Annotated in this window: 8 protein-coding genes and 1 pseudogene; 4 read left to right on the forward strand and 5 right to left on the reverse strand. The window is 74.3% G+C overall.

Translation table 11 applies throughout. The features are described 5' to 3' along the window. Positions 1 to 50: 50 nt before the first annotated feature. On the reverse strand, positions 51 to 1,349 hold the full coding sequence (pcaDC, locus tag ACSHXN_RS10375) for a bifunctional 3-oxoadipate enol-lactonase/4-carboxymuconolactone decarboxylase PcaDC (RefSeq protein ID WP_355128054.1): 1,299 nt from the start codon (positions 1,347 to 1,349) through the stop codon (positions 51 to 53). A 364-nt stretch (positions 1,350 to 1,713) separates the two neighbouring features. On the opposite strand from pcaDC, the gene ACSHXN_RS10380 reads away from it, so the two are divergent. Then, entirely contained in the window at positions 1,714 to 1,851 is a 138-nt protein-coding gene (locus tag ACSHXN_RS10380; protein WP_438302972.1) for a hypothetical protein, read from the forward strand. Positions 1,852 to 2,051: 200 nt separating this feature from the next. Beyond that, positions 2,052 to 2,264, forward strand: a complete 213-nt coding sequence (locus tag ACSHXN_RS10385; RefSeq protein WP_438302973.1) for a DUF4287 domain-containing protein — start codon at positions 2,052 to 2,054, stop codon at positions 2,262 to 2,264. Between the two features lie 78 nt (positions 2,265 to 2,342). Here ACSHXN_RS10385 and ACSHXN_RS10390 read toward each other — a convergent pair whose 3' ends face one another. Next, positions 2,343 to 2,840 carry a hypothetical protein gene (locus ACSHXN_RS10390; protein WP_438302974.1) on the reverse strand — a complete coding sequence of 166 codons (498 nt, stop codon included), beginning with the start codon at positions 2,838 to 2,840 and terminating at the stop codon, positions 2,343 to 2,345. Positions 2,841 to 2,987: 147 nt separating this feature from the next. Between ACSHXN_RS10390 and ACSHXN_RS10395 the strand changes: the two genes are divergently transcribed. Together ACSHXN_RS10395 and ACSHXN_RS10400 are read left to right on the forward strand one after the other, a co-directional pair. Next, complete coding sequence (locus ACSHXN_RS10395; RefSeq protein ID WP_355128049.1) at positions 2,988 to 3,674, forward strand: response regulator transcription factor; 687 nt, start codon at positions 2,988 to 2,990, stop codon at positions 3,672 to 3,674. A 625-nt stretch (positions 3,675 to 4,299) separates the two neighbouring features. Next, positions 4,300 to 5,436: pseudogene (locus ACSHXN_RS10400) on the forward strand (sensor histidine kinase); the annotation flags it as partial. A gap of 103 nt (positions 5,437 to 5,539) precedes the next feature. Here ACSHXN_RS10400 and ACSHXN_RS10405 read toward each other — a convergent pair. The 3 genes from ACSHXN_RS10405 to ACSHXN_RS10415 all read right to left on the reverse strand — a co-directional run bounded on the left by ACSHXN_RS10405 (position 5,540) and on the right by ACSHXN_RS10415 (position 11,476). Next, entirely contained in the window at positions 5,540 to 6,526 is a 987-nt protein-coding gene (locus ACSHXN_RS10405; RefSeq protein ID WP_438302975.1) for an LLM class flavin-dependent oxidoreductase, read from the reverse strand. 82 nt (positions 6,527 to 6,608) lie between these two features. Then, the gene (locus ACSHXN_RS10410) at positions 6,609 to 8,372 is read right to left on the reverse strand and encodes an SWIM zinc finger family protein (RefSeq protein WP_438306446.1); all 1,764 of its coding nucleotides are present in this window, start codon (positions 8,370 to 8,372) and stop codon (positions 6,609 to 6,611) included. A gap of 299 nt (positions 8,373 to 8,671) precedes the next feature. Continuing rightward, on the reverse strand, positions 8,672 to 11,476 hold the full coding sequence (locus ACSHXN_RS10415; RefSeq protein WP_438302976.1) for a DEAD/DEAH box helicase: 2,805 nt from the start codon (positions 11,474 to 11,476) through the stop codon (positions 8,672 to 8,674). Positions 11,477 to 11,576 lie beyond the last annotated feature (100 nt).

Genomic DNA, 11,576 nt, shown 5'->3' on the forward strand with positions numbered 1-11,576 from the left:
CCGCTCCGCCGGGTCCCGCCGAGCATGTGCTCCCACCACCCGGCAGACCGTCACTCCAGAGGGGTCGTCTCCTCCCGGATGACCCGCTGGGCCACCTTGAACGCGCTGTTCGCGGCCGGTACGCCGCAGTAGACCGCCGCCTGGAGCAGCACTTCCTTGATCTCTTCCGGAGTGAGTCCGTTGCGCAGGGCCGCCCGGGTGTGGAAGGCGAGTTCGTCCAGATGGCCGCCCGCGACGAGCGCGGTGAGGGTGACACAGCTGCGCGAGCGCCGGTCCAGACCCGGCCGGTCCCAGATCTCGCCCCACGCGTACCGGGTGATGAACTCCTGGAAGTCCCCGGAGAAGTCGTCCGCCGAGGCGAGCGCCCGGTCCACGTGTGCGTCACCGAGCACCTCGCGGCGGATCTTGATCCCCGTGTCGTACGTGTCCGCCCTGCCCGACGGCTCCGGCGGCCGGACGGCCGGGGCGATCTCGGCCACGGGCGCCGTCGGCACGGGGCCGGACAGCACCGGCTTCACGGGAGGCGCCGCGATGGCCGCCATCTGGCCGGTCGCGGCGTCGTACCCGGGGTGCCACGCGGTCGCGAAGTGGTGGGCGAGCAGATCCGTGACCGCCGCGGGTTGCTCGACGGGCACCAGGTGGGAGGCACCGGGGACGACCGCGAGGCGTGCGTCCGGTATCCCGGCGACGATGGTGCGTGCCTGGGCCGGCCCGGTCACCTGGTCGTCCGCGCCGACCAGGACCAGGGTCGGCACCCCGATACGGCCCAGTTCCGCCCGTACGTCGAAGGCGGCGAGCGCTTCGCAGGCCGCGATGTAGCAGCCGGGGTCGGTGGTGCGCACCATCTGCACCGCCCATTCGGTGATCGCGGGCTGGGCCGCGGCGAACCCTCCCGTGAACCAGCGCTCGGGGGCGGTCCGGGCGATCGGGTCGAGGCCGTTCGTCCGGACGATCACGCCGCGCTGACGGAACTCGTCGGCGGTGCCGAAGCGGGGCGAGGCGGCGATCAGGGCGAGCGAGGCGAGGCGCTCGGGGTGACGCAGTGCGAGCTCCACCCCGATGGCGCCGCCGAGCGCACAGCCCGCGTAGCCGAAACGCTGCACACCGAGCGCGTCCAGGGTGGCGAGCAGGCGGACGGTGAGATCGCCGACGGAGCCCGCCGGGTACGCGGGCGCTCCGCCGTGCCCGGGCAGGTCGAACCGGAAGACCCTCCACTGCTCGGCGAGCTCGGGGACCTGGCGGTCCCACATGTGCCATGTTGTGCCGAGAGACGGCCCCAGGATCAGGACTGGAGCGTCTTCTGGCCCGTCAAAGCGGTATTGCAGGGGTGTGGGGGGTGTCTGACTCACGCCGCTCACGCTCTCATATCTCACAACTTCTCACGACCGCCCGGTATGTACGCCCGGGGACCCATGCAGACCCTCCCAAGTTGTGACGGCCGTGCGAAGATTCTCCACATCCGGCTTAACCTGACGGTTCTCCATGGTCTTCACCTCGAAGCGCCCGGCCCGCCCGGCGCGATGCGGCCCGTGGTCCGGGACGCGCGGGCATCGTACAGAGACCCTCCGCGGAGCCCGGGCTTCGCCATGTGGGGTTGCGCCTCCTTGCCTTGCCGCGGACACGGATCGTCCGGCCGCCCTTGTCCACGGCCACGTACCCGGAAGATGTCGCGACATCCTGCGGCACAAGCCTGGGCCCACACGGATCGGCACCATGCAGCAGCGGTTCTCCACCCGGGTGCCGGACATGAACCCGGCAGCGGCACAGGCCGTGTTGGCGGCGGCGAGGGCGTACATGATCGGGGCAGGGCTGGTGCTCTTGACGCCGGGCCGCCGGCCACAGGCGAAGTGAGGCCGGTCGCGCCGGATGAGCCCGTGGCGCTTTCGAGCGCACCCGGGGGCGGGTGTGTGACGCAGCGCACCTTTGCCGACCGATGATCCACGCTCCGCCCGTCAGTCGGATGAGCGACAACACCGCTACGCGGCCCGATGGACGTGCGGCGCGACCGGCAGTCCGGAACAACCAGCACCTACAGATGGGGTATTGCCGACATGACCGACACCGTCAAAGGCCCTGCCAGCTACTTTCCTTCCATCGAGAAGAAGTACGGCCGCCCGATTTCGGAGTGGAAAGAGCTCATCCGGACCTCGCCCCTGTCGAAGCACTTGGAACTCGTGAACTGGCTCAAGGCGGAGCATGGCCTCGGGCACGGCCACGCCAACGCCCTCGTCGCGCACGCCCTCGCGGAGAGCCGCGACCAGTAACGGGGTATCGCCGGGCCCCAGCCATTGTGGTCGGGGCCCTGTCGATCTGCCGGTCTGCCGCCTGCGCGGCCGCCGCCGTCAGTGGTCGTCGCGGCCGCCGTGCGAGCCGCCGCCGCGGTGGTCGTCCCCACCGCCGTGCGAGCCTCGCCCGCGGTGGTGGTCGTCCCCGGCGGGGTCGTCCGCACCGCCGCTCCTGACACCACCGCGGTCGTCGCCCGCCGGGTCGTCGGCGTGGTGCCGGGCCTCGGGGCTCCGGTCGCCGGAGCGGCCGTGATGCGCGGTCGGGTGGTCGTCCGCGTGCGGCCTGTCCTCCACGGCGGCGCCCGGCACGCCCTGGGTCGCCGGTGCGGTGCGGGAACCGTCGTCCGTGCCCGAGTGGCGGCCGTGGTCGTCCGCACCCCGGTCGTCCGTGCCGTGCCGCTGGTGGTGTGCCGACGGGGCGGCCGGACCGGGAGCGGGCCGCCCCGTCGGGGAGGTGACGGCCGTGGCGGTGACGGCGCCTGCGCCGATCACGGCCGCAGCGACGAACACGGCTGCGACGGTGCGACGGCGGCCCGTGAAACGGGAGTTGGTCATGGCATGTCCCTTCCTTCGCCCCGCGGTCGGTCCGCGGGGTCCGTCCGGCGTGTTCGACCGGACGGCAACCACCGTGCGCCGCGCACCCTGAAGCCAGGCTGAAGCAACCTGAACCCGTCTTCAGGAAGGTTCTGCCACCCTGGCGGCATGCGCCTGCTGATAGTCGAGGACGAGCGACGTCTCGCCACTGCCCTCGCGCGCGGACTGGCCGCCGAGGGCTTCGCCGTGGATGTGGCCCATGACGGCGTCGACGGGCTGCACTTGGCCCGTGAGCAGGAGTACGACCTGATCGTGCTCGACATCATGCTGCCCGGACTGAACGGCTACCGGGTCTGCGCCTCGCTCCGGGAAGACGGCGACGACACGCCCATCCTGATGCTGACCGCCAAGGACGGCGAGTACGACGAGGCGGAGGGTCTGGACACCGGCGCCGACGACTACCTGACGAAACCGTTCTCCTACGTCGTCCTCCAGGCCCGTATCCGCGCCCTGCTGCGCCGCCGTGCCCGCACCGGCTCACCCGTCCTGCGCGTCGGCAGCCTGAGCCTCGATCCCGGAGCCCGGCGCGTGACCCGCGACGGGGAGGAAGTCGTCCTCACCACCAAGGAGTTCGCGGTACTGGAGCAGCTCGCACGGCATGCCGGCGAGGTGGTGTCGAAAGCCGAAATCCTCGCGCACGTCTGGGACTTCGCCTACGACGGCGACCCGAACATCGTCGAGGTCTATGTGAGCGCGCTCCGCCGCAAGATCGACGTGCCCTTCGGGCGCCGCTCCATCAAGACCGTGCGCGGCGCGGGATACCGGCTGGAGGCCGACGGGGGTCGCGATGCCTAGGCCGCCGGCGTCGGTCCGGGCGCGCGCGGCGCTGGCGGCCACTGTGGTGGTCTGCCTCGCGCTGGTCGCCGCGGGCTTCGGCGTGGTCACGGTGCTGCGGCACAACCTCACCGGACGGGCCGGCCTGGAGGCCGAGGTCACCGCCCGTACGGTGGCCGGTTCCCAGGACGCGCTGAACGGCCGGTTCGACCGGCTCGACCTGCCCGAGGACGGGCGCGTGGTACAGGTCGTCGACTCGGCCGGGCGGGTACTGGGCGCCGGTGCCGCACTCGCGGGCCGTGCCCCTGTCGCCGACTACGCCCCGCCCGCGGACAGCACCGTCGCACCCGTGTCCACGGCGTCCTCGGCCCCCACGGCAGCCGAGTCCACCGTGCCGTCTCCCTCGAGAACGGGCGCCGCGTCCGTACCGTCTTCCCCATCGGCGTCCGGGACGGCGGACGCGGCCGGTACGGCCGCGCACGCGAGCAGCCGTACGGGCGTCCCGGGTGGTGTGCTCGCCGCGGTCCACGTCCCGGTGCGCACCGGGATCGCTCGCACCGCGGTCCCCGTGGACGACCACGGGCGAGGCCGCGGCTCCGACGACCGCGGCGGCAGCGGCGGGGGCGACGGGAAGAGCGGGGAACCGACCGGCGACGACCACGGCGGCGGGGACGACCACTCCGGGAACGGCGGCGGCGAGGACAGCGGAAAGGGAGCGACCAGCAGTCCCCCGCGCGGAAAGGTCGGCACCGACGTGCAGCGGCGCACGATCCGGGCCACCGTGGCCGGCGCGACCCACGACTACAGCTTCGCCGCCGTGCAGGGCACCACCTACGACGGCCGCACCTACACCGTCTACGCGGGGATCTCCCTGGAGGAGGAGCAGGCCACCCTGGACCAGGTCACGAAGTCGCTGCTGACCGGCCTGCCGTTCCTGCTCGCCGTCGTGGCGGCCGTGACATGGCTGGTCACCCGGCGCGCGCTGAGGCCGGTGGAGGGCATCCGTGCCGAGATGGCGGAGATCACCGGAAGCGGCGACCTGTCCCGCAGGGTCCCGGAGCCCCGGTCGGGGGACGAGATCGCCCGGCTGGCCCGCACCACCAACCAGACACTGGCCGCCCTGGAGGGTTCGATCGAGCGGCAGCACCGTTTCATCGCCGACGCCTCCCACGAACTGCGCAGTCCCATCGCCAACTTGCGCACCCAGCTGGAGGTCGCCGAGGCGCATCCGGAGCTGCTGGACACCCACGGGCTCGTCCAGGACGTCGTACGCCTCCAGCATCTCGCGATCGACCTGCTGCTCCTCGCCCGGCTGGACGCCGGGGAGAGTCCGGCGGACGCGCGGGTCGATCTCGCGGACCTGGTCCTGGAGGAAGTGGCCGCACGGGCCGCGACGGACCGGTTCGCCCCCGCCGTGGCGCTGGGGGGCGAGTCGCTCGTGGTGACCGGCAGCAGGACGCAGCTGACCCGGGTCCTTGCCAACCTCCTGGACAACGCCCAACGACACGCGGCGGGCGCGGTGGAGGCGAGCGTGGCCGTCGAGGGCGACGACGTCGTCCTCACCGTCGGCGACGACGGTCCGGGGGTCGCCCCCGAGGACCGGGAGCGGATCTTCGAGCGGTTCGTCCGCCTGGACGAGGCCCGAAGCCGCGACGCGGGCGGTGCCGGTCTCGGCCTGGCCATCGCGCGGGACGTGGTGCTGCGGCACGGCGGCTCCCTCACCGTCGGGGGCGACCCGGGCGGGGGAGCGGTCTTCCGCGCCCGGCTTCCGCGCGCGAAGTGACGAGCAAGATGCATGTCCCCGCGGGGTCTTCGGTGCCGTAGGGCATGCGCGCGGTCGGCGGCACGGTGGGCAGCGCTGTGCTCGTGCCGCCCCGGTGCCCTCGTCACGGGGCCGCGCGCAACCCGACGTGCTGCTCGACGAGTTCGTACGACCTCAGGCGGTCGGCCGCCGAGTACACGGGGGTCGTCAGCATGAGTTCGTCCGCGGCGGTCGCGTCCGCGAGGGCCGCCAGCTGCCGTACGACGGTCTCCGGGGAGCCGTGCGCCTGGCCGGCGTTGAAGGCCGCAAGCGCCCGCGTCTCCTCCGCGGTGAACACGTGGTCGGCCGCCTCTTCGGGTGTGGGGACGGGCATGTCGCCCCGTCCGGCGAGGAGTCCGGCCTTGATGACGGCCATCGGGCCCGCCAGCCGGGCCGCCTCCTCCTGCGTCTCGGCGCATATCGTCTCCACGCAGACCAGCACACGGGGACGTTCGCACCAGCGGGACGGGGAGAAGTGCTCACGGTAGTGACGGAGTGCGGTGAGGGTGTTCTCGGGGCGGATGTGATGGGCGACGGCGATCGGCAGTCCGAGTTCCGCCGCGAGGCCGGCCCCCGCCGTGCTCGAGGCCAGCAGCCACGGCTCCGGAAGCGGGCCGAGATCCATCTCCTCCACCAGAAGACGCAGGATCGCTGACACGTCGGTTCGGTACTCGTCGTCCGACGCCGGGCCCGCTCCACGCCGCAGGGCGCGTGCCGTCTGCTCGTCGAACGTGCCCGGGCCGCGGCCGATGCCCAGGTCGATCCGGTCCGGGTGCAGTGCCGCCAGCGTGCCGAACTGCTCCGCCAGCATGATCGGCGCGTGGTTCGGGGCGAGGACGCCACCGGACCCGAGGCGGATGGACGATGTCGACGCGGCGGCGTGGGCGGTCAGAACGACCGGCGGGAACGCCCCGATCGCCGGGGAGTGGTGGTGCTCGGCGTACCAGAGCCGCCGGTACCCGAGGTCCTCGATGCGCCGGGCGAACCCGGCGGTGCCGTGCAGCGTGTCCACGGCTCGGGCGCCGCTCTGGACCAGGGCGACTTCGAGCGCACCGAGCGGAGTTGTGAGCATTCCGCGATCCTACTCAGGCCGTTTCCGGGGGCCGACGGGTTTCGGACGCGCGGCGGGACCGACGGGCGTCGTCCTTCGCGGCCTACCCCGCGCCCAGCCCGGTCAGGGCACCGACCGGGTCCGGATCCGGGGTGCCGCGAGGCCACCAGTCCTCGCGGCCCGGTTCCGACTCGTAGACGTACCAGAGCCCGTCCTGGCCGAGCCGGAGCTGAACATGGCCGTCCGGGTGCGTGAGGCGGTTGCGCCACGGGCGGAACGCCGGGAGGTCCGCGGCCAGCAGCAGGGGGCGGGCACGGTCGAAGCGGCCCGCCGGCGGGTCCCAGGGCTCCTCCAGTACGTCGAGTGCCGCCTGTCCGCCCTGCCGCCATGCGGCGACCGCCCGCGCCAGATCGGCCGGGGTACGTCCGGTGGCGGCGGCCAGGGAGGCGTACAGCGCCCGGGTGCCCGCGGTGAGCCCCGAACCCGGTCGGGCGGAGGCGAGCCGTACGGCGTCCTGCCACAGTGTCAGCTCCGCGACCGGGTCGTGTCCCGTGGTCAGCAGGGCGTGTGCGCGGGCGGCCGCGTCCGTGGCCAGCTGGTCCAGCGCGAACGGGTCCGGGCCGCCCGGTGCCCCGGGGTAGACCGGCGGCTGCTCCGGGTGGGCGGCCGGCGGCAGCGGCAACGGGAGCGGCGGCCGTGCGTTCCTGGCAAGGGCGTCCCGGGCGCGTACGCCGGGCAGGGAGGCGGGTTCCCGGTCGTGGGCGGCCCGGGCCGCGCGCGCCGCGCTGCGCCGGGACAGCGCGTCGAGCAGCCGCCGTTCGCCCCGGCCGCGCAGCAGAAGCAGCACGAAGGGGTCCCGGTCGAGCAGCCGCGCGGTCTGGTAGCAGACGGCGGCCGCGTGCTTGCAGGGACGGCCGGAGTCGGGGCAGCTGCAGTGCGGTTCGAGGTCGCCGGGCACGGGCAGCAGCCGGACCCCGCAGTCCGCGAGGGACTGCGGCACCTGTTTGTCCAGCAGTGCGGCGATGTGCCCGGGACGCTCGGCGGCCACGTCCAGGAAGCGGTCCCACTCGTCGTCGGAGAACGTCCGCAGCCGTACCTGTACGCGGTACGGGCGTGGACGACTGCCCTGGACGTAGGCCAGCACGAGACCGGGGGTGACGGTGATGGCGTCCACGTTCCCCCGGCCGGCGTACGTCCTGCCCCGCGCCAGCCTGGCCGCGTCGAGGGCCCCTTCCTCCAGCGCGGTGACCCAGGCGTTGCCCCACCAGGTCTCGGCGAACCGGTCGGCTGCTCGCGCCGGTCGCGCGGGAAGCGCCGCGAACGTGCGCCGCAGCTCCCCGTCGCGATCGGGGGCCGCCATGGAACGCGGGTAGCGGGCAGCCGCGGGAGGCGGGCCGCCGCGTTCCCGGGGTGGATCCGGCCGTTCCCACCGGTGTCGCGAGGAGGTCTCCGGGGCCTCCTGCCGCGAGTGCGCGGGCGACTCCCCGGGCTCACCGCCGGCGTCGGCCGCGGCGGCCGTGGCGGTCGTGGCTCCCCGCGGCGCGGTGGCGGCCGGCGGCAACACGAAGGCGCCGGCGAGGAGTTCCCGCACGTCCTGGGCCCGTGCGTCCATGTCGCGGCTGCCTTCGGCAGGCGTACGGGTCCGCTTCCCCCGCCGCTCGCGGGTGCCGGCCGTGGCGGACCGGTCGGGGGGCCGGACCCCCCGGGTACGCGGCACGGCAGGCTGCCGCTCCGCCTCGGTCCGCGCGGCGCGCAACGCCTCCCGCGCCACGTCGCCGGGACGCTCGGCCGGTTCGGGTTCCCGGGGCGTGGCGGCCTCGCCCGCCGCGACGGCCGGGCTGCCTTCGACCGGCACCGGCGGTGACACGGCGTCCTCTTCTGTTTCCCGGCCGGTGCGGCGTTCCGCGGTCGCCCGGCGCAGCGCCGCGCGCGCCGCATCGCCGGGTCGGGCCTCCGGTCGCGTGCCTTCCTGCGGCACCGAGGGCTCCGGGTTCGCGGCGGGTGGCTGCGCCTGCGGCACCGAGGGCTCCGCGCCCCCGCTCCGCTCCCGCGCGGCCCACAGCGCACGGCGCACCGCGTCGGCGGGACGCGGACTGCCGCCCCGGACCGCCCCGGTGCCCTCACTCGGCTCGTCGCCCGCCGCAAGCCGTTCCTCACCCGCCCCGCTCACGCCGAACCCCTCAGCGAGACCAGATCGGACAGCTCCCGGTCGGTCAGCTCGGTCAGGGCCGACTCGCCGGAGCCCAGGATCGCGTCGGCCAGCGCACGCTTGGCCTCCAGCATCTCGGCGATGCGGTCCTCGACGGTGCCTTCGGTGATCAGCCGGTGGACCTGGACCGGCTGGGTCTGGCCGATGCGGTACGCCCGGTCCGTGGCCTGCTCCTCCACGGCCGGATTCCACCAGCGGTCCACATGGACGACATGGCCCGCGCGGGTGAGGTTCAGGCCCGTGCCCGCCGCCTTGAGGGACAGGACGAGGACGGGTGTCGCACCGCTCTGGAACCGGTCGACCATCCGCTCCCGTTCGGGTACCGGCGTACCCCCGTGCAGCAGATCGACGGGCACCGCGCGGGCGGTCAGATGCGCGGTGATCAGGCGGGCCATGCCGACGTACTGCGTGAAGACGAGCGCCGAGCCGTCCTCCGCCAGGAGCGTGTCCAACAGCTCGTCCAGCAGGGCGAGTTTGCCGGATCGCGTGGCGAGGCCCACGGCCGCCCGCGGGTCCTCCTTCAGATACAGGGCGGGATGGTCGCAGATCTGCTTGAGCGAACCGAGGAGTTTGAGGACGAGGCCGCGCCGGGCGATGCCCTCCGCCGTCTCGATCGCGAGCATCGACTCCCGCACCACGGCCTCGTACAGCGCGGCCTGCTCGCGGGTGAGCGGCACCGGATGGTCCGTCTCCGTCTTGGGCGGCAGTTCGGGGACGATGCCCGGGTCCGACTTCTTGCGGCGCAGCAGGAACGGACGGACCAGCCGCGCCAGACGCTCCACCGCCTGCGCGTCCTCGCCGTTCTCCACCGCGCGTGCGTGCCGGGCGCGGAAGGACTTCAGCGGGCCGAGCAGTCCCGGTGTCGTCCAGTCCAGGAGCGCCCACAGCTCCGAGAGGTTGTTCTCCACGGGGGTGCCGGTGAGGGCCACGCGGGCGGGCGAGGGGATGGTGCGCAGCGCCTTCGCCGTCGCCGAGTAGGGGTTCTTGACGTGCTGCGCCTCGTCCGCGACGACCAGTCCCCAGCTCTGTCCGGCCAGTCGTGGCGCGGCCGTCCGCATCGTCCCGTACGTGGTGAGCACGAAGCCGCCGTCCAGACCGTCCAGACTCCGCTCGGCGCCGTGGAAGCGGCGGACCGGGACGCCGGGTGCGAACCGGCCGATCTCCCGCTGCCAGTTGCCGAGCAGCGAGGCCGGGCAGACCACCAGGGTCGGTTCACGGCGCGCCCGGCGCAGATGGAGCGCGATGACGGTGACGGTCTTGCCCAGGCCCATGTCGTCGGCGAGACAGCCGCCGAGGCCGAGCGAGGTCATCAGGTCCAGCCAGGAAAGTCCCCGCAGTTGGTAGTCCCGCAGGCGGGCGGTGAGCCCCGGGGGCGGCTCCACGGGGACGATGCCCGCCGTCAGCCGGTCCCGCAGCTCGGCCAGTGCCCCGGCCGGCACCGCCTCCACCGTCTCGCCGTCGACCTCGGCGCTGCCGGTGAGCGCCACGGACAGCGCGTCGACCGGATCGAGCAGGCCGAGCTCGCGCTTGCGGGCCTTGCGGACGAGCGCCGGGTCCACGAGCACCCACCGGTCGCGCAACCGGACGACCGGGCGGTGGGCCTCCGCCAGTGTGTCCATCTCGGCCTCGGTGAGGCCATCGCCGCCGAGCGCCAGCTGCCAGCGGAACTGGAGGAGGTCCTCGCCCTCGAAGAAGCCCGTGCCGTCGGTGGCCGAGCCCGGCGCGGGTCGTACGACCGCCGCCGCGGTCAGGTCCTGTGCCAGGTCGCGGGGCCAGTGCACGGCGACTCCCGCCGCGCCCAGCCGGGTGGCGGCGACACCCAGAAGATCGGTCAGCTCGTCCTCGGAGAGGGCCAGCACGTCCGGCGCCTCCTGGTCGGAAAGCCGGTCCAGCGGTGGCCAGACGCGGGCCGCCCGGCGGACGGCGAGGGCGGCGTCCACCCGCGCGCGGGGGCCGAAGGCGGCGTCGGCCTCACCGGCCCACAGCGCCGCCGCGTCGACGACGAGGGTCGGGTCGGCGAGGCTGTGCACCTGCACCACCGCCGCCCCGGCACGGCGGGCTCCCTCGCCGTCGTCGAAGAGGTCGTGCGCGGCCAGGTCGAGGCGCAGCGAGATCCGCACTCCGGCGTCCATGCCGGCCGCGACCTCCGCGGCCCAGTCCTGCGCCAGCGGCAGACGCTGCGGCTCGCGCGCCGCGAACGGGCCGCCCACGGTGTGGGCGGCGGCCAAGGTGCGCGGCAGGGTGTCCGCGACCGCGTCCAGGAAGGATCTGACGAGGGCCTCCGGCTCGGGCAGCAGGAGCGGGCCCCTGCCCGGGAGCGGGACGGCGTGTCCTTCGTACGGCAGGGCGGCGGCGACGGCTCTGAGGTGGGTGATGTCGTCCGGCTCCAGTGGTCCGGCCCGCCAGGCGTCGTACCCCTCGGGGGACAGCCCCGGCAGCAGCCTGCCGCGCGCGACGAGCCGTAGGGCGTGCAGCGCGGCCGCGCCCCAGCACGCGGTGGCCGGGTGGGCGGCGGGATCGCGGCGGGCCCGGGTGAGCAGGGGCAGTGCCTCGGCGATCGGCACGGACACGGCGGGCACCGTGGCCCTGCGCGCCCCGGACCCGTGCCGGCGGACGACCGTCAGCTCCTCCGTGGCGTCCGCGGGCGGGGAGTCGCCCTCCGGGTCCCAGAAGACGACCCGGCCCCGGCGGGGCAGCGGCGCGGGCACGAAGACGGCGGCCAGCCGCACGGGCACTGCGCCCTGCGCCGTCTGCTCGGCCATACGTCCGGTCACCTCCCGCCATCCACGTCGAGTCGTCTTCGACTCTACGGGCGGGGTCCGACAATCGGCTCCGGCGGCCACCGGACCGCCGGGGGCGGGA

This window comes from Streptomyces sp. HUAS TT11, assembly GCF_051553595.1.
Taxonomy (GTDB): domain Bacteria; phylum Actinomycetota; class Actinomycetes; order Streptomycetales; family Streptomycetaceae; genus Streptomyces.